The sequence below is a fragment of the Pseudomonas sp. PDM17 genome (genome assembly GCF_014851985.1).
GTDB lineage: Bacteria > Pseudomonadota > Gammaproteobacteria > Pseudomonadales > Pseudomonadaceae > Pseudomonas.
The window spans coordinates 183,590-202,174 of the sequence record NZ_JACVAT010000005.1 but is presented as its reverse complement, the minus strand read 5'-3'; the positions used below and the strand labels follow the sequence as shown (position 1 = coordinate 202,174).

Genomic DNA, 18,585 nt, shown 5'->3' with positions numbered 1-18,585 from the left:
CGCAGGAGCGTTGGGCCACCATAGCCAAGGATGAACGAGTGTTCAACAGCGTTTTCCGACATCAGCCATGTCGTTTTCAGACCGTTCACTCAACTGACTCTTCACCTTCAGGTGCGACACGTCGCAATTCGACCGACGAACGGAATCACGACATCCACTTAACGGCTTCTTAACGAACTCCCCCGTAGCGTTCTCTCACCCCCTGACAGAGCCGTGACGGCCTTTGGAACACCACATGGAAATGCCCTTCCTCCCCTTCTCCCGCCCCAGCATCGGCGAGGAGGAGATCCAGGCAGTCAATGAAGTGCTGCGCTCGGGCTGGATCACCACCGGGCCGAAGAACGCCGAACTGGAGCAACGCTTTGCCCAGTCGATCGGCTGCCGCCACGCCGTGGCGCTGTCCTCCGCCACCGGAGGCATGCACCTGGCGCTGCTGGCCCTGGGCATCGGCCCGGGTGACGAGGTGATTACCCCGTCGCAGACCTGGGTCTCCACCGTCAACATGATCAGCCTGCTGGGCGCCACCCCGGTGTTCGTCGATGTCGACCGTGACACTCTGATGACCGACGCCGCCCGCATCGAGGCCGCGATCACTCCGCGTACCCGCGCCATCATCCCGGTGCACTACGCCGGCGCCGCCTGCGACATGGACCCGATCGACGAGCTCGCCCTGCGCCACGGCATCCCCGTGATCGAGGACGCCGCCCACGCCGCCGGCACCTCCTACCGTGGCCGCGCGATAGGCCAGCGCGGCACCGCGATCTTCTCCTTCCACGCGATCAAGAACCTCACCTGCGCCGAGGGCGCCATGTTCGTCACCGATGACGAGGTCCTGGCCAACCGCGTACGCACCCTGAAGTTCCACGGCCTGGGCGTCGACGCCTACGACCGCCTGACCCACGGCCGCAAGCCGCAGGCGCAGGTGGTGGAGCCGGGCTTCAAGTACAACCTCACCGACATCAACGCCGCCATTGCCCTGGTCCAGCTGCCCAAGCTCGAAGCGATCAACGCCCGCCGCGCCGAACTGGCCGCCGGCTACGCCGAGCGCCTGGCGCACCTGCCCGTGCAACCGCTGGCGGTGCCGGACTACCCGCAGCATCACGCCTGGCACCTGTATGTCCTGCGCATCGACCAGGAGCGCTGCGGCATCGATCGCGACGCCTTCATGCAGGGCCTGCAGCAGCGCGGCATCGGCAGCGGCATCCACTTCATCGGCAGCCACCTGCACAGCTACTACCGCCAGCGCTACCCGCGCGTGCAACTGCCCAACACCGAGTGGAACTCCTCGCGGATCGTCTCCATCCCGCTGTTCCCCGACATGACCCAGGCCGACCAGGACCGTGTGGTCGACGCCATCGAAACCCTGCTTCGGTAACGCCACCGTGAAACCCTATCCGATCCATCGCGTGTCCATCGTCATCCCGGTGTACAACGAAGAGGCCAGCCTGCCCGAGCTGCTGCGCCGGACCACCGCCGCCTGCGAACAGCTGGGCCGCGACTACGAGATCGTGCTGATCGACGACGGCAGCCGCGACAGCTCCGCCGACCTGCTGCAGGAAGCCGCGCAGGCGCCGGGCAGCCATGTGGTGGCGGTGATCCTCAACCGCAACTACGGCCAGCACGCCGCGATCATGGCCGGTTTCGAGCAGTGCCAGGGCGACCTGGTGATCACCCTCGACGCCGACCTGCAGAACCCGCCGGAAGAAATCCCGCGCCTGGTGGCCGAAGCCGCCAAGGGCTATGACGTGGTCGGCAGCGTCCGCCAGCAACGCCAGGACTCCGCCCTGCGCCGCTGGCCGTCGAAGGTGATCAACCTCGCCGTGCAGCGCTCCACCGGCGTGGCGATGAACGACTACGGCTGCATGCTGCGCGCTTATCGCTCGAGCATCGTCAAGGCGATGCTCGCCTGCCGCGAGCGCAGCACCTTCATCCCGATCCTGGCCAACAGCTTTGCCCGCCACACCAGCGAGATCCTCGTCGCCCACGCCGAGCGCGAGCACGGCGAGTCGAAGTACGACTTCCTGCGTCTGATCAACCTGATGTTCGACCTGGTCACCTGCATGACCACCTCGCCGCTGCGCCTGCTGTCCTTCGTCGGCGGCGGCATGGCGGTGGCCGGCTTCGCCTTCGCCCTGATGCTGCTGGTGCTGCGCCTGCTGTTCGGCGCCGCCTGGGCCGGCCACGGGGTGTTCGTGCTGTTCGCCGTGCTGTTCATGTTCACCGGCGTGCAGCTGGTCGGCATGGGCCTGCTCGGCGAGTACCTGGGGCGCATGTACAACGACGTGCGCGCCCGCCCCCGCTTCTTCATCGAGCGCACCGTCCGCACCGAGACGCCGCGCGCCCCGATCACCACTTCTTCCCCTTCTTTCGAGTCCATCCAGCCATGACCCAGCAGACCATCGTCTTCGCCTACCACGACTTCGGCTGCGCCGGCATCGAAGCGCTGCTCGCCTCCGGTTACCAGATCGACGCCGTCTTCACCCACGCCGACGATCCCAAGGAGAACCGCTTCTATGGCTCCGTAGCGCAGCTTTGCGCTCGCCTGGGCATCCCCGTGCACGCCCCGGAAGACGTCAACCACCCGCTGTGGGTCGCCCGCATCCGCGAGCTGCAGCCGCAGTACATCTTCTCCTTCTATTACCGCCACCTGCTCAGCGAAGAGTTGCTGGCCTGCGCCGCCAGGGGCGCCTACAACCTGCATGGCTCGCTGCTGCCGCGCTACCGTGGCCGCGCCCCAGCCAACTGGGTGCTGGTCAACGGCGAGACCGAGACCGGCGTGACCCTGCACCGCATGGTCAAGCGCGCCGATGCCGGCGGCATCCTCGCCCAGCAGCGCGTCGCCATCGGCGCCGACGACACCGCCCTGGTGCTGCACGGCAAGTTGCGCGAAGCCACCCGCGAGCTGCTCGCCTCCGCCCTGCCGCGCCTGGCGCGCGGTGAGCTGCAGGAAGTCGCCCAGGACGAATCCCGCGCCAGCTACTTCGGTCGCCGCACCCCGGCGGACGGCCAGCTCGACTGGAAACGCCCGGCCCGCGAACTGCACAACCTGGTCCGCGCCGTCACCCAGCCCTACCCCGGCGCCTTCGCCCCGGTGGGCGATCGCAAGCTGATCGTCTGGAGCTCGCGCGTTGCAGCCGGCAACAACGGTATGGCGCCCGGCTCGGTGCTCTCGGTCGATCCCCTGCGCATCGCCTGCGGCGAAGACTCGCTGGAAATCCTCTCCGGCCAGCAGAATGACAGCGGCCTGTTCCTCGCCGGCCCGCAACTGGCCCGCGAGATGGGCCTGGTGGACGGCTCGCGCCTGCACGGCGCGGTCGGAAAGCCCAAGCGCAAGACCCGCGTGCTGATCCTCGGCGTCAACGGCTTCATCGGCAACCACCTCTCCGAACGCCTGCTGCGCGACGGCAACTACGAGGTCTACGGCCTGGACATCGGCTCCGATGCCATCGAGCGCCTGAAGGGCAACCCGGACTTCCACTTCGTCGAAGGCGACATCAGCATCCACACCGAGTGGATCGAGTACCACATCAAGAAGTGCGACGTGGTCCTGCCGCTGGTGGCCATCGCCACACCGATCGAATACACCCGCAACCCGCTGCGCGTGTTCGAACTGGACTTCGAGGAAAACCTCAAGCTGGTCCGCTACTGCGTCAAATACAACAAGCGCGTGATCTTCCCGTCCACCTCCGAGGTGTACGGCATGTGCACCGACGCCAACTTCGACGAGGACACCTCCAACCTCATCGTCGGCCCGATCAACAAGCAGCGCTGGATCTACTCGGTCTCCAAGCAACTGCTCGACCGCGTCATCTGGGCCTACGGCCAGAAGGGCCTGAAGTTCAGCCTATTCCGTCCGTTCAACTGGATGGGCCCGCGCCTGGACCGCCTGGACTCCGCGCGAATCGGCAGCTCCCGCGCCATTACCCAGCTGATCCTGCACCTCGTGGAAGGTACTCCGATCCGCCTGGTCGACGGCGGCGAGCAGAAGCGCTGCTTCACCGACGTGGACGACGGCATCGAAGCGCTGGCGCGCATCATCGACAACGAAGGCGGCCGCTGCGACGGGCAGATCGTCAACATCGGCAACCCGGACAACGAAGCCAGCATCCGCCAGCTGGGCGAAGAGCTGCTGCGCCAGTTCGAGGCCCACCCGCTGCGCGACCAGTTCCCGCCCTTCGCCGGCTTCCGCGAAGTGGAAAGCCGCAGCTTCTACGGCGACGGCTACCAGGACGTGTCGCACCGCAAGCCGAGCATCGAGAACGCCCGTCGCCTGCTGGACTGGCAGCCGAGCGTGGAGCTGTCGGCCACCATCGGCAAGACCCTGGACTTCTTCCTCCGCGAAGCCCTCGCCGAGCGCACCGGCGGTGCTCCCCACGCCTTTCCGCTGAAAAGCATCGCCTGATGCGGGCAGGACTACGCATCGACGTCGACACCTACCGTGGCACCCGTGACGGCGTGCCACGGTTGCTGGACATGCTCGAGGAAGCCGACGTCAAGGCGACCTTCTTCTTCAGCGTCGGCCCCGACAACATGGGGCGGCACCTGTGGCGCCTGATCCGTCCGCAGTTCCTGTGGAAGATGCTGCGCTCCAACGCCGCCGGCCTCTACGGCTGGGACATCCTCCTGGCCGGCACCGCCTGGCCGGGCAAGCCGATCGGCCGCGACCTGGGCCACCTGATGCGGCGCGCCCAGGACGCCGGCCACGAAGTCGGCCTGCATGCCTGGGACCACCACGGCTGGCAGGCCAACGCCGGGCGCTGGAGCTCACAGCAACTGGAGCAGCAGATCCGCCGGGGCGTGGACACCCTCGCCGACATCCTCGGCAACCCGGTGGAGTGCTCGGCGGTGGCCGGCTGGCGCGCCGACGAGCGCACCGTGGAAGCCAAGGAGCGCTTCGGTTTTCGCTACAACAGCGATTGCCGGGGCAACTCCCTGTTCCGCCCGCGCCTGGCCGACGGCCGCGCCGGCACCCCGCAGATTCCGGTGGACATGCCGACCTTCGACGAAGTCGTCGGCCCGCAGGTGGCGCCGTCCGCCTTCAATGACTACATCCTTTCCCGCTTCGACGTGGACGCCTTGAACGTGTACACCATTCACGCCGAGGTCGAGGGCATTCTCATGGCCCACGACTTCCGCCGCTTGCTGGCCCAGGCACGGGCTGGCGGCATCCGCTTCGTTCCGCTGGGCCGGCTGCTGCCGGACGACCCGACCACCCTGCCCATTGCCAGCCTCGTGCGCGGCGAACTGGCCGGCCGCGAAGGCTGGCTGGGGGTTCAGCACGCATGAAGCGCCTGGCCTACCCGACGCTGCTAGCCGCCTTCGTGCTGTGCATCCTGCTGCCGATGGCCTTCCACGGGCTGTGGATTCCCGACGAGTCGCGCAACGCGCAGATCAGCCAGTCCATGCTGCAGACCGGCGACTGGGTTTCCCCGCACCTGCTCGGCCTGCGCTACTTCGAGAAGCCCACTGGCGGCTACTGGCTGACCGCCGTCAGCCAGGCCGTGTTCGGGCAGAACCTGTTCGGCGTGCGTTTCGGCTCGGCGCTGGTCACCGCACTGAGCACCCTGCTGGTCATCCTGGTCGCCCGCCGGTTGTGGAACGACCCTCGCCGCACCTGGGCTGCGGGCCTGCTCTACCTGAGTTTCGGGCTGATCGCGGGCCAAGCCGGCTACGCCAACCTCGACCCGCAGTTCACCTTCTGCGTGAACCTCAGCCTCGGCGCCCTGTGGTTCGCCTTCGACGCCAGAACCACGCGCGGACGCTTCGCCGCCTGGAGCCTGCTGGGCGCCGCCTGCGCCTTCGGCTTCATGACCAAAGGCTTCCTCGCCTTCCTGTTGCCGGTGCTCGTCGGCCTGCCCTATGCCCTGCTGCAGAAGCGCTTCAGCGAACTGCTGCGCTACGGGCCCCTGGCGGTGCTGGTCGCCGCACTGGTCGCCGCGCCCTGGGCGCTGCTGATCCACGCCCGTGAACAGGACTTCTGGGACTTCTTCTTCTGGCACGAGCACATCCGCCGCTTCGCCGGCGCGGACGCGCAGCACGGTCGGCCGATCTGGTTCTTCGTGCCATTGCTGTTCGCCAGCGCACTGCCCTGGGCGGTGCTGATCTTCCCGGCGCTTCGCAACGGCCTGCAGGGCTGGCGTGACTCCAGGCTGGTATTCCTGCTGCTGTGGTTCGTCATGCCCTTCCTGTTCTTCAGCCTGGCCAAGGGCAAGCTGCCGACCTACATCATGCCCTGCTTCGCCCCGCTGGCCCTGTTGATGGCCGACGCCATCGGCCGTGCACTGCAGCAACGCAGGCTGATCGCGCTGAAACTCAACGGCGCGCTCAACCTGCTGCTGGGCAGCAGCGCGCTGGCCGGCCTGGTGTTCATGCAGGCCCGCCACCCGCAGTACCACGACGAACTGCCCAGCGTGCTGATGGTTGCCCTGGTCTGCGTCGTCTGGCTGCTGACCGGCCTGCTGCAGCTGATGCGGCCCAATCGCTACTGGGCGGCGCCGGCCTTCGCGGCCTGGCTACTGGTGGCACTGATACCCAATGCGATGCCGAACAAGATGGTCAACAGCAAGATGCCCGATCAGTTCATCGCCGAGCACCTGGACCAGCTCAAGAGCGCGCGCAGCCTGCTGAGCAATGACCTCGGCGCGGCCACCGCCCTCGCCTGGCGTACCCAGCGCAACGACATCACGCTGTTCAACACCGAAGGCGAGCTGAAGTTCGGCCTGGGCTATCCCGAAGGCCAGGGCCGCAGCATTGCCCCCGAAGACATCCACGCCTGGATCGAGCGCGCCCGCGCCGAAGGCCCCATCGGCGTGATCATGCGGGTCAACAGCGCCAGCGACGAAGCCGAACTGGCCATGCTGCCCAGCGACGCCATCAGCTACCGGCAGAACCATCTGGTGGTCTTGCTGATTCCGCAGGCCACGCCATGACCGCCCTGCTGCTGGCCGGTGTCTGCCTGCTCACCTGCATGGGCCAGCTGGCGCAGAAGCACGCCGTGGAAAGCTGGCGCGATGCCCCCTTGAGCGTGGCGGCGAAGCTTTTCTCGCCCTGGCTTTTGCTGGCCATCGCCTGCCTGGGATTCGGCCTGCTACTCTGGCTGCTGGTCCTGCAGCGTCTGGAGGTCGGCGTCGCCTACCCCATGCTGAGCCTGAACTTCGTGCTGGTGACGCTCCTGGCGAGCCGTCAGTTCGGCGAGCATATCGATGCGCGCCACTGGTTCGGCGTCGCGCTGATCGTTGGCGGCGTCGCCCTGCTGGGGATGCACTCGTGAAGCGCGGCATCGCCTTCGCCCTGGGCAGCGTGGTGCTGGTAAGTGGCGCGCAGCTGGGCATGCGCTGGAGCATGACGCGCCTGCCCTCGCACTGGCCGTTCGATCTCGCGCAACTGGACCTTGCCGCCCTGTCGGCGCTGGCCGGCGCGGTTCTGGCCTACGCGCTGTCGATGCTCTGCTGGCTGCTCGCCCTCAAGCACCTGCCGCTGAGCCGCGCCTATTCGCTGCTGAGCCTGAGCTATGCCTTCGTCTACCTCGGCGCCGCCGTGCTGCCAGGCCTCGGCGAACCCCTGAGCCTGCCTCGCACTCTGGGCGTCGCCCTGGTGATCGCTGGCGTGATCGCGATCAACTCGCCACGCCGTCATGACAGAATAACCGTCATCAAACCCAGCGACGCTCGCTCCGAGCGCACGCAGTTCGACTGACCCCAATCCCGCTTCGAGTTCCTATCCGGGAGAGCACAACATGAAAATCAGCGTATTCGGAATCGGTTATGTGGGCCTGGTGCAGGCTGCCGTCATGGCCGAAGTGGGCCATGACGTCCTGTGCATGGACATCGACGAGGACAAGATCGCCAAGCTCAAGCGCGGCCAGATCAGCATCTTCGAACCGGGCCTCGCCGAGCTGGTGAAGGACAACCTGGAAGCCGGACGCCTGCGCTTCACCAGCGACGTCGCCGAGGCCGCCGCCCATGGCCGGGTGCAGTTCATCGCCGTGGGCACACCGCCGTTGCCCGATGGCTCGGCCGATTTGCGCGCCGTGCTGGCGGTGGCCGAAGGCATCGCCCGCAACCGCACCCAGCCGGTGATCATCGTGGAGAAATCCACCGTACCGGTGGGCACTGGCGACCGGGTCAAGGCCCGCATCCAGGAAGTGCTCGCCGAAGAAAGCCGCAGCCTGGACTTCGAGATCGTCTCCAACCCCGAGTTCCTCAAGGAAGGCTCAGCGCTGGCCGACTGCCGCAAACCCGACCGGATCGTCATCGGCTGCGAAAGTGCCGAGGTGCTGGACGTGATGCGCGAAATCTACGAGCCGTTCAACCGCAACCACGACCGCATCCTGACCATGAACCTGCGCAGTGCGGAACTGACCAAGTACGCCGCCAACTGCATGCTCGCCACCAAGATCAGCTTCATCAACCAGATCGCCGAGCTGGCCGAACACCTGGGCGCCGACATCGAGGCGGTGCGCCAGGGCATGGGCGCCGACCCGCGCATCGGCTACCACTTCATCTACCCCGGCTGCGGCTACGGCGGCTCGTGCTTCCCCAAGGACGTCCAGGCCCTGATCCAGAGCGCCGAGGAAGCCCACTGCTCCAGCGACCTGCTGCGCGCCGTGGAAGCGGTTAACCAGCGGCAGAAGAGCAAGCTGTTCGAGCGCATCCGCAGCTACTACGGCGGCAAGCTCAAGGGACGCACCTTCGCGCTCTGGGGCCTGTCGTTCAAGCCCAACACCGACGACATGCGCGACGCTCCCAGCCGCACCCTGATGGAGGCCCTGTGGGAGGCCGGCGCCAAGGTCCGCGCCTTCGACCCCGAAGCCATGCCCGAAGCGCAGCGACTCTACGGACACGATGAGCGCCTGACCCTGATGGGCACTCCGGAAGCCACCCTGGGCGGCTCGGACGCGCTGGTGATCTGCACCGAATGGCGACAGTTCAAGGCGCCGGACTTCGAGCTGCTGGCCAGCCGCCTGAAAGCCCCGGTGATCTTCGACGGGCGCAACCTGTTCGATCCCGAGCGCGTGGCACGTTACGGCTTCGAGTACTTCCCCATGGGCCGTGGCGACTCGCACCGTCTGCCGGTTCCGGCGCAGGCCGTCGAGCAACGAAACCGACGCAGCGCCTGAACCCCACACCCAACTGGCAGGAGCGCCATGCGCGTAAGCGCGGGCATGGCCCGCTCCTACAGGGGAACACGGCGCTGACGTTCCTGCGTGAAGGCAAGCTCCGCTACACCTGCCCCATCACCATCATCGGCGCCGCCTCGCCGCGCTTGAGCAGCGCATAAAGCACCCCGGTCACCACGCTGCCTGCGGCAATTGCCAGCAAGTAGAGCAACGCATGGTTCATCGCGTTGGGGATCAGCAGCACGAACAGCCCGCCATGGGGCGCGAGCAGCTTGCAGCCGAACAGCATCGACAGCGCACCGGTCAGCGCGCCGCCAGCAATGCTCGCCGGGATCACCCGCAGCGGGTCCTTCGCCGCGAAGGGAATCGCCCCCTCGGAGATGAAGCATAACCCCAGCACCAGCGCGGCCTTGCCCGCCTCGCGCTCGCTCTGGGCAAACTTGCGCCGCGCCAGCAGTGTGGCGATGCCCATGCCGATGGGCGGGACCATGCCGCCGGCCATGACCGCCGCCATCGGCGCGTAGCTCTGCGAGGCGAGCAGGCCGACCGAGAACGCATAGGCCGCCTTGTTGATCGGCCCGCCCAGGTCGACGCACATCATCCCGCCCAGCAGCAGGCCGAGCAGGATGGCGTTGGTGGTGCCCATGCCGGCAAGGAAGTCGGTGAGCGAACGCATCATCGCGGCTACCGGCGAACCCACCACGTAGATCATCACCAGCCCGGTGAACAGGCTGGCCAGCAAGGGAATGATCAGGATCGGCTTGAGCGCCGCGACGCTGGCCGGCAACGGAATCCACCGGGCAATCGCGCGCGCCGAATAGCCCGCGAGCAGGCCGGCGACTATGCCGCCGAGGAAGCCCGCGCCCAGCGTGCTCGCCAGCAGCCCGCCGATCATCCCGGGCGCCAGGCCCGGCCGGTCGGCGATGGACCAGGCGATGTAGCCGGCGAGCATCGGCACCATCAGCTTGAACGCCGCGTCGCCGCCGATCTGCATCAGCGCCGCTGCCAGGGTGCCCTCCTGCTTGAACGCCTCGATGCCGAAGACGAAGGACAGCGCGATCAAGAGGCCGCCGGCCACCACCATCGGCAGCATGAACGACACGCCGGTGAGCAGGTGCTTGTAGACGCCACGCGCCTCATTCTTGGCCGGTGCCGCCTGGCTGCCGGCGGACGACGCGGACTCCACCGTCGCCTCCTGCAGCGCACGCTCGATAGTCGCCTGCGGCTGCTTCAGCGCCACGCCGGTGCCGCAGCGGAAGATGCGCTTGCCGGCGAAACGCTCGGAGTTGACCTCGATATCCGCTGCCAGCAGGACCACATCGGCAGCAGCGATTTCTTCCGCACTCAGCGGATTGCGCGCGCCCACCGAGCCCTGGGTTTCCACCCGCAGTTCGACGCCCATCTGCTGCGCCGTCTGCTGCAACGCCTCGGCCGCCATGAAGGTGTGCGCCACGCCGGTCGGGCAGGCGGTCACCGCAACGACCTTCGCCGCGCGCTCCACTGGGACACGCACGCTCGAAGGCTCACCGGGCTGCCAGACCTGCGCCTCTTCCTGCGCTCGCTGTAGAAAGCTGGCAGGCTCGGCCAGCGCCTCGGCAGGCCGGGTCTGGACCAGACGTTTGCCGGCGAAGCGCGAAAGCTCCAGCGGCTGCGTAGTGACCACCAGCACCCAGTCGGCGGCGGCGATCTGGCCGTCGCTCAACTGGCGCTCCGGATGCTGCGGGTCGCATTGTTCGACACACACCGACCAGCCCAGGCGCTCGGCCGCCGCACGCAGCAGGCGAGCGCTGAGCACGCTGGAAATCTGGCCGTTGGGGCAGGCCGTGATCAGGGCAAGGTTCATCGTCATACCTCTTGTTGTTCTATCGCTCAGGCCAGCGCCTGAACCTGCACCGCGTCTTCGATGCGCTTGAGCCGCTGCACATCGCCGATGCCGAACTGAAACTGGGTGACCGCCAGCGCGGCGACCGCTGTGGCCTGGCGCAACACGCGCTCGGCCGGCCAGCCGGCGAGCAGGCCGTGGACCATACCGGCCAGCAGGGAATCACCGGCACCCACCGTGCTGGCCACTTCCACCTTCGGCGGCACCGCCTGCCAGACGCCCTGCGGGCCGAACCAGCGCACGCCCTCGGCGCCCTGGGAAAGCACTACCTGCTCGATCCCGCGGGCGCGCAGCGATTCGACCTGGGCGGTCAACTCCAAGGCGCTGCCGGCGAGTTGTCCACAGGCCTCGCCCAGCTCCTGGTCGTTGGGCTTGATCAGCCAGGGCGCGGCCTCGATGCCCGCGCGCAGGGCTGCGCCGCTGCAATCGAAGGCGACCTTCAGGCCATGCCCCTGCAGCCGCAGCAGCAGCTCGCGCAACCACTGCGGATCGACGCCGCGCGGCAGGCTGCCGGCAACCACGGCGATCTCGAAGTCGGCGGCGATCAGGTCGAGGCGATCCAGCAGCGCGTCCTGCTGCGCCTCCCCCACCTCGGGGCCTGGCCCGTTGATATCGGTGATGCGCCCGGTGCCCTCGGCAAGCTTGATGTTGCTGCGGGTTTCGCCCGGCACACGGACGAAAGCGTCGATGAAACCGCGACGGCGAAAGAGAGCTTCGAAGGGCTGCGCGTTGTCCGCACCGAGGAAGCCGGCGACGGTCAGGCAATGCCCAAGGTCGGCCAGCACCTGGGCGACGTTCACGCCTTTGCCGGCGGCCTGGCTGAGCACCGACTCGCTGCGATTGACCTCGCCCGGCTCCAGCCGTGGCAGGCGCACGGTGAGGTCCAGCGCGGGGTTCAGGGTCAGGGTGAGGATGCGGGCCATCAGTGAACCTCCGGCAGCGCAAGGGCGACACTCTGGCGAACGTCTGCCGCCGAGCAAAAGGTCAGCGCGGCTTGCGCCAGCTCACGGGAAGTCGGCAAGTCCAGCTCGCGGACCCGCGCCTTCACCAGGGGAATGCTGCGCGCCGAGACGCTCAGCTCGTCCACTCCCAATCCAACCAGCAAAGGCACCGCCAGCGGGTCGGCGGCCAGTTCGCCGCACACGCCCACCCACTTGCCGTGGGCATGGGCGGCGCGCACGGTCATGTCGATCAGTTGCAGCACCGCCGGATGCAGGCCGTCGGCCTGGGCAGACAGGCTCGGGTGGCCACGGTCGATGGCCAATGCGTATTGGGTCAGGTCATTGGTGCCGACGCTGAAGAAGTCCACCTCGCGCGCCAGCACCGGCGCCAGCAGCGCGGCGGACGGCACCTCGACCATGATGCCGAGTTGCAGGTCGTGCTCGCCGCCCAGCTCCGCGCAGAGTTCGAGGGTGAGGTCGCGGGCCTGGCGCCACTCCTCCACCTGCCCGACCATGGGGAACATGATGCGCAGCGGGCGACCGGCGGCGGCAGTCAGCAGGGCGCGCAGCTGGGTACGGAAAATCTGCGGGCGCTGCAGCGTGAGGCGCACGCCACGGATGCCCAGATAGGGGTTGGTTTCCTCGGGGATCGGCCAGTAAGGCAGTGGCTTGTCGCCGCCCACATCGAGGGTGCGCGCCACCAGCGGGCGGCCTTCGAGGGCGTCGAGGACGCGGCGGTATTCGAGCTCCTGGGTCGCCTGGTCCGGCGCCTGGGGATTGTCCATGAAGACGAATTCGGTGCGCAGCAGGCCCACGCCTTCCGCACCCAGCTCCACGGCTTTCGCCGCACCGGCGGTGTCACCGAGGTTGGCACAGACTTCCACGGCATGGCCGTCACGGGTGACTGCTGGCTCATGACGGCGCGCTTGGGCTTGCGCGGCGCGACGCTGGCGCAGGTCACGCTGGGCTTCGGCGACATGCAGCGTCTGTGTGTCCGGTGCAATCGTCAGCTCGCCCTTCTCGCCATCCAGCAGCAAGCTGGTGCCGGACTCCAGCGCCAGCACGCTTGCCCCGGCGCCCACCAATGCGGGAATGCCCAGCGCGCGAGCGATGATCGCGCTGTGCGAAGTCGCACCACCGCGCGCGGTGACGATGCCGGCCACGCGTTCCGGATCCAGCCGCGCCACGTCGGACGGGCCGACTTCATCCATCACCAGGATGTACGGCTCGCTGGGCTCCACGGCGCTCTCGACGCCGCACAGGCGCGCCAGCACTCGCCGGCCAACGTCACGCAGGTCCGCGGCACGCTCGGCGAGCAGCGCGTCGCGCAGGGCCTCCTGCTGGCCGGCCACGCGTTCGATCACCTGGCTCCAGGCCGCTTCGGCGCTGGCGCCTTCGACCAGGCGTGCCTGCACCTCGTCGAGCAGTTCGGGATCCTCCAGCAGGGCCTGGTGGGTGACGAAGATGTCGCGGATCGCTTTGACCTGGCTGCGCTCCATCAGGGTTTCGATCTCCCGGCTGATGGCCGTTCGCGCCTCGCCCAGTCGCTGGCGCTCGACCTCCGCCGACTCACCGCGCGCGGCGAACTCGAAGGCCCGGGCGACCTGCACGTAGGCCGGCCCATGGGCAATACCCGGCGACGCAGGGATGGCCTGGAGCTGCGCTCCCGCTTCGGGAACCCGCACGGCCTGCAATTGCTGCTCGTCCACCTGGATGCTTTCGACGATCAGTTCGAGAGTTTCCGGCAGCGGTTCGACCTCTTCGCCCAGGCCCTGCTCCACCGCCACACGGACAGCGGCCAGCGCGGCTTCGGCGATCTCCGGCTCGGCGAAGAACTCCAGCATCTGCCCGCGTCGCGCGCCGAGGCTGAGCAACTTGCTCAGGCTGCGGATCGACACCGGGGCGCTGTCGCCCTCGGCGATACGCACGCGGATTTCCCCGCTGAATTCCCGCGCGAGCAACATCAATACCTGCGCCGGGCGCGCGTGAAGACCATGGAGGTTGGCCAGCGGCACGCGGATGCTCGGCCAGTCCACGGGCAATTCGCCACCCAGCGCTTCCAGCACCGCGCGAACAGAACTGGCGCTCGCCAACTCGGCGGCACGACCATCCACCAGCAGGTCGCACAGACGCGCGAACACCGCATCATGGGCGTTGCCCTGGCGGGCCAGGCAGAACAGGCCCCGCACCGGCTGGCCGGCGTGGCTCAGCTCGCGCGTGGGAGTAACGAAGACGAGCCCGGGGCGCGTGACACATTGCTCGCTGTCCTGCCACCAGAGCCCGGCGCCAAGTGGCAAGGCTTCCTGGTCATGCAGCGCGGCGGCGAAGCCGGGGACAACGCAGCCGGCCTTCTTCAGACGGCGGGCGCCGGCCAGCACCAGTTCGTCGAAATCCTCGGCCGCGACGCCAAGCCCGACCAGATGCTCATCGAACAGCAGCGGCTGTGGCGCTCCACCCTGCAGCAACTGCAGCAAGTCTTCGGGCTTCTGCGCTGCACGCAACGCCACGCCCACCTCTCCGTCGCCCAGCGCACGGGTGAGCAGTTGCAGCAGGCGCAGGTGTTCGTCGGACTTGGCGGCAATGGCGATGGCGAGGTGCACGGTCTGCCCTTCACCCCAGTGTACGCCCTCAGGGAAGTGCATCAGGCGCACGCCGGTGCGCTGCACCAGGTGGCGGGTTTCCGGGGTGCCGTGGGGGATGGCGATGCCCTGTCCGAGGTAGGTGGAGCCCTGTGCCTCGCGAGCCTGTATTCCGGCGAGGTAGCCCGGAGCGACCAGCCCATCGTCTTCGAGGGCGGAGCCGAGCATGGCCAGGGCGGCCTGCTTGTCGGCAGCGCGCTGGCCCATGCGGACCTGCTGCGCGTTGAATTCGAGCATCGCTTGTCTCCTCACCGGCGTTCGCGTGCGCCGGCGCTGGGGCGGTTATCCGCTTGTACGGTGATCAGCTTAGAGGTTGCGGCGCAGGAACAAGGTTCAGGCAATACTGCGTGCGCAATGCTGAATCGTTTCACCTATTGAGACTGGCACGTTACTCGATAATGCGTGATCCTTGAAGCCCCCAATTGTCGGCAGCATCCCGCGTTGAAACTCAGTGATATCGCCCGCCTGGCCGGTGTTTCGGTCACCACCGCCAGCTATGTGATCAATGGCAAGGCCGTCCAGCGCCGCATCAGCGCCGCCACGGTGGAGCGCGTGCGCGCGGTGATCGAGGAGCACGGCTACCACCCGGACCAGCAGGCCGCCAGCTTGCGCCGCGGGCAGACCCGCACCCTGGGCTTCGTCCTGCCAGACCTGGAGAACCCCAGCTACGCCAAGCTCGCCAAGCTGCTCGAACAGGGCGCGCGGGCGCGCGGCTACCAGCTGCTGATCGCCTGCTCCGACGACGAGCCGGACACCGAGCGCCAGGTGCTCAACCTGTTCCGCGCGCGACGCTGCGACGCACTGATAGTCGCCAGCTGCCTGCCCGTCGGCGACGAAAGTCACGCACGCCTGCAAGGCGACGGTGTGCCGATCATCGCGGTGGACCGCCAGCTCGACCCGCAACGCTTCTGCTCGGTGGTCAGCGACGACCGCGACGCCAGCCAGCGCCTCACCGCCAGCCTGCTCAAGCCGGCGCCGCGCAGCATCGCCCTGCTCGGCGCACGACCGGAGCTGATCATCTCCCAGGAGCGCGCCGCAGGGTTCCGCAGCGCGCTGCGCGACTACCAGGGCCAGGTGCTGATCGAGCACGGCGAGACCTTCAGCCGCCCCTGCGGCCGCCGCCTGATGGAAGAACTGCTGGCCAGCCAGGGGCAGTTGCCCGACGCGCTGATCACCACCTCCTACGTGCTGCTCGAGGGCGTCTTCGACGTGCTCCAGGCCCTGCCCAACGGCTGGCCGGCGGACTTGCGCATCGCCACCTTCGGCGATACCCAACTGCTGGACTTCGTGCCGCTGAAGGTCAACGCCATTTCCCAGCAGCACGCGCTGATCGCCGAGCGCGCGCTGGACCTGGCGCTGGCCGCCATCGAACAGAACAGCTACACACCCGGCGTCCACCCGATCCCGCGTAACCTCAAGCTACGCACGGAGTGAGCCGATGCGCCTGATCGACACCCACAACCACCTCGACTGCCCGGACTTCGAGCAGGACCGCGCCGCCGTGCTGCAACGCAGCCGCGAGCGGGGTGTGGAGCGGCAGGTGCTGCTGGGGGTGTTCCGCGAGAACTGGGAGGACGTCTGGGCACTGGTGGACACCGAGCCGGACCTGTACGCCGCTCTCGGACTGCACCCGATCTACCTGACGCGGCACCGGCCGGAACATCTGACAGCACTGCGCGAGTGGCTGCAGCGCCTGGCCGGACACCCGAAGCTCTGCGCGGTCGGCGAGATCGGCCTGGACTATTACCTGGAGGACCTCGACCGGGATGGCCAGCAGGCCATCTTCGAGGAACAGCTGCGCATCGCCATCGATTTCGAGCTGCCGGTGCTGCTCCACGTACGCCGCGGCCATGCGGCGATGATCGCCACGCTCAAGCGCTACAAGCCCGCACGCCAGGGCATCATCCATGCCTTTGCCGGCAGCCGCGAAGAAGCCCGCGAATACCTCAAGCTGGGTTTCCGCCTGGGCCTGGGCGGCGCGCCGACCTGGCCGCAAGCCAACCGCCTGCGCAAGGTGGTGCCGGAGATTCCGCTGGAGTCCATCGTGCTGGAAACCGATTCGCCGGACATGGCGCCGTCGATGTACCCCGGCGTGCGCAACAGCCCGGAGCACCTGCCGGACATCTGCGCGGCACTGGCGGAGCTGAAAGGCATCAGCCCGGAAGAGCTGGCCAGCGCCAGCACGCGCAATGCGATGGAGTTGTTCGGCTGGAGCTGAACCGTCCCTTCCTGCAGGAACAAGAGCCCCTCACCCTAACCCTCTCCCGCAAGCGGGAGAGGGGACCGTTCGGCGCAGGATGAATCCATGGCATCAGCCGGTACCGACGGCTCCCTCTCCCACCGGGAGAGGGCTGGGGTGAGGGGACGCGTCAGAGTGAACAACCAGGGGGATCGAAACCGATCACAGTAATCCCGGATTCACCGACAAACCGATGCCCGTGAGATGGGGTGCATCCGTGCGACCCACGGACATCGGTCTGCTGGCGAAAACCTCGTTGCGAAGCGGACCGCCACGTCCGCCCCGGATCTGTCAGATCAGACGCGGAACGCGCCGATCAGTCGCTTGAGCTCCACCACCTGCCCGGCCAGTTCGCGGCTGGCGCGCTCGGTCTCGCTGGCGCCTTCGGAGGTACGCTCGCCGGCCTGGTTGATCTCGACGATGTTCTGGTCGATGTCATGGGCCACGGCAGTCTGCTGCTCGGCGGCGGCGGCGATCTGCTGGTTCTGGTCGACGATCGCGCCCACCGCCTGGAGGATGTTCTCCAGCGCCTGCTGCACCTGGGCCGACTGGCTGACGGTGCCGTCGGCTGTCTGGTGACTGCTGCCCATGGCCTTCACCGCCGCGCCCACGCCGTTCTGCAGGCGCGCGATCATCTGCTCGATCTCTTCGGTGGACTGCTGGGTGCGCTTGGCCAGGGTGCGTACTTCGTCGGCCACGACCGCGAAGCCCCTGCCCTGCTCACCGGCACGCGCAGCCTCGATGGCCGCATTGAGCGCCAGCAGGTTGGTCTGCTCGGCGATGCCCTTGATCACGTCGAGTACGCGGCTGATGGAGGAGCTGTCGGCGGCCAGCTGGTTGATCACCGCCACCGACTCGTCGATCTCGCCGGCCAGGCGCTGGATGCTGCCCACCTGGGATTCCACCAGGGCGCGGCCGCTGGTGGTTTCCTGGTTCACGTTGTGCGCGCTGCCCACTGCCACAGCGGCGCTGCGTGCGACTTCCTGGGCGGTCGCGGCCATCTGGTTCATCGCCGTGGCGACCTGCTCGATCTGGTTGCGCTGACCGGCTACCGCCTGGTTGCTCTCGGCGGACACCGACTCCACGCGCACGGTCTGCCGCTCCACTTCGCTGACGGTGCGGCCAACCTGCTCGATCAGGTCGTGGATCTTCGACACGGTCTGGTTGAAGGCATCGCCCAGCTCACCCAGCTCGTCGCGGCTCTGGGCCTGGAAGTTGACGGTCATGTCGCCGGAAGCGACGCGCTCCATCATCTTGCCCAGGCTCTTCAGGGTGGTGCGGGTGGAAACGTAGAAGCCGCCGTAGAGGTAGACGATGGAGACGAACACCACCAGCAGCGCGACGACCAGCAGCACCATCTGCCGCTGCTTGCTGGCCAGGCGCGCCTGCAGGGCGCCATCGACGAACTGCAGCACCTGGTCGTCGAGGCGGTAGGTCTGCTCCATCGCCTTGCTGACCTGCTCATAGAACTCGGACCAGGGCGTATCGAGGGTATCGGCCATCACGACCTTGTCCTCGAACAGCTTGCCCATGCTCTTGATCGTTTCGCGGCTGGCCTGGGCATCGGCGGACAATGCGCTCTGCGCGGCCGGGCTGGCGCCCAGGGCGTCCTGCAGCTTGAGGCCGTACTCGGCGTGGAGCTTTTCCAGGTCCTGCAGCAGGTCGTCCAGCTTGCTGCTGGTGGAGGAGTTGAGGAACCCCTGCCCCAGCGCGCCGGAACCCATGGTCCGGCCATGACTGAGCGTCTCGGTGACCTGGGGGGTACC

General features: G+C 67.7%; 14 protein-coding genes and 1 pseudogene. 10 read left to right on the top strand and 5 right to left on the bottom strand.

Going from position 1 to position 18,585, the window contains the following annotated elements; genetic code table 11:
- Nucleotides 1-235 precede the first annotated feature (235 nt).
- From arnB to IB256_RS19135, 8 genes are read left to right on the top strand one after another with little or no spacing between them, the layout of a single operon-like run.
- Nucleotides 236-1,375 (top strand): UDP-4-amino-4-deoxy-L-arabinose aminotransferase, encoded by a 1,140-nt coding sequence (gene arnB / locus IB256_RS19170; protein ID WP_192403704.1) that lies wholly within the window; start codon nt 236-238, stop codon nt 1,373-1,375.
- 7 nt (nt 1,376-1,382) lie between these two features.
- Entirely contained in the window at nt 1,383-2,387 is a 1,005-nt protein-coding gene (arnC, locus tag IB256_RS19165) for an undecaprenyl-phosphate 4-deoxy-4-formamido-L-arabinose transferase (RefSeq protein ID WP_192403703.1), read from the top strand.
- On the top strand, nt 2,384-4,402 hold the full coding sequence (arnA, locus tag IB256_RS19160; RefSeq protein ID WP_192403701.1) for a bifunctional UDP-4-amino-4-deoxy-L-arabinose formyltransferase/UDP-glucuronic acid oxidase ArnA: 2,019 nt from the start codon (nt 2,384-2,386) through the stop codon (nt 4,400-4,402). Before arnC ends, arnA begins: the two co-directional genes overlap by 4 nt.
- Complete coding sequence (gene arnD, locus IB256_RS19155; protein ID WP_412547970.1) at nt 4,399-5,286, top strand: 4-deoxy-4-formamido-L-arabinose-phosphoundecaprenol deformylase; 888 nt, start codon at nt 4,399-4,401, stop codon at nt 5,284-5,286. The genes arnA and arnD overlap by 4 nt, the downstream gene beginning before the upstream one ends.
- A complete protein-coding gene (arnT, locus tag IB256_RS19150) occupies nt 5,283-6,929 on the top strand; it encodes a lipid IV(A) 4-amino-4-deoxy-L-arabinosyltransferase (RefSeq protein WP_192403697.1) in 1,647 nt (548 codons plus the stop codon). The genes arnD and arnT overlap by 4 nt, the downstream gene beginning before the upstream one ends.
- Nucleotides 6,926-7,270, top strand: coding sequence for a 4-amino-4-deoxy-L-arabinose-phosphoundecaprenol flippase subunit ArnE (gene arnE, locus IB256_RS19145; RefSeq protein WP_192290123.1), 345 nt, complete (start codon nt 6,926-6,928; stop codon nt 7,268-7,270). The genes arnT and arnE overlap by 4 nt, the downstream gene beginning before the upstream one ends.
- A complete protein-coding gene (gene arnF / locus IB256_RS19140; RefSeq protein ID WP_192290125.1) occupies nt 7,267-7,695 on the top strand; it encodes a 4-amino-4-deoxy-L-arabinose-phosphoundecaprenol flippase subunit ArnF in 429 nt (142 codons plus the stop codon). The genes arnE and arnF overlap by 4 nt, the downstream gene beginning before the upstream one ends.
- A gap of 40 nt (nt 7,696-7,735) precedes the next feature.
- On the top strand, nt 7,736-9,118 hold the full coding sequence (locus IB256_RS19135; protein ID WP_192290127.1) for a UDP-glucose dehydrogenase family protein: 1,383 nt from the start codon (nt 7,736-7,738) through the stop codon (nt 9,116-9,118).
- Nucleotides 9,119-9,221: 103 nt separating this feature from the next.
- Here the strand turns inward: IB256_RS19135 and IB256_RS19130 are convergent, their stop codons facing one another.
- The 3 genes from IB256_RS19130 to ptsP are packed head-to-tail and all read right to left on the bottom strand — an operon-like array spanning nt 9,222 to nt 14,817.
- Complete coding sequence (locus IB256_RS19130; RefSeq protein ID WP_192403695.1) at nt 9,222-10,961, bottom strand: PTS fructose-like transporter subunit IIB; 1,740 nt, start codon at nt 10,959-10,961, stop codon at nt 9,222-9,224.
- Nucleotides 10,962-10,987: 26 nt separating this feature from the next.
- Nucleotides 10,988-11,923, bottom strand: coding sequence for a 1-phosphofructokinase (pfkB, locus tag IB256_RS19125; RefSeq protein WP_192403693.1), 936 nt, complete (start codon nt 11,921-11,923; stop codon nt 10,988-10,990).
- A complete protein-coding gene (gene ptsP, locus IB256_RS19120; RefSeq protein ID WP_192403691.1) occupies nt 11,923-14,817 on the bottom strand; it encodes a phosphoenolpyruvate--protein phosphotransferase in 2,895 nt (964 codons plus the stop codon). The genes pfkB and ptsP overlap by 1 nt, the downstream gene beginning before the upstream one ends.
- A 204-nt stretch (nt 14,818-15,021) precedes the next feature.
- Here ptsP and cra point away from each other — a divergent pair, with 204 nt between their 5' ends.
- Both cra and IB256_RS19110 read left to right on the top strand, forming a co-directional pair.
- Nucleotides 15,022-16,014: a catabolite repressor/activator gene (gene cra, locus IB256_RS19115; protein ID WP_192290135.1), complete on the top strand. Its 993-nt coding sequence runs from the start codon at nt 15,022-15,024 to the stop codon at nt 16,012-16,014.
- A gap of 4 nt (nt 16,015-16,018) precedes the next feature.
- On the top strand, nt 16,019-16,798 hold the full coding sequence (locus tag IB256_RS19110) for a TatD family hydrolase (RefSeq protein ID WP_192403689.1): 780 nt from the start codon (nt 16,019-16,021) through the stop codon (nt 16,796-16,798).
- Nucleotides 16,799-17,115: 317 nt separating this feature from the next.
- On the opposite strand, the gene IB256_RS31015 is transcribed toward IB256_RS19110, so the two are convergent.
- A complete protein-coding gene (locus tag IB256_RS31015) occupies nt 17,116-17,820 on the bottom strand; it encodes a methyl-accepting chemotaxis protein (protein WP_412547969.1) in 705 nt (234 codons plus the stop codon).
- 153 nt (nt 17,821-17,973) lie between these two features.
- Nucleotides 17,974-18,177, bottom strand: a pseudogene (locus IB256_RS31010) (HAMP domain-containing protein); the annotation flags it as partial.
- Between the last annotated feature and the right edge of the window lie 408 nt (nt 18,178-18,585).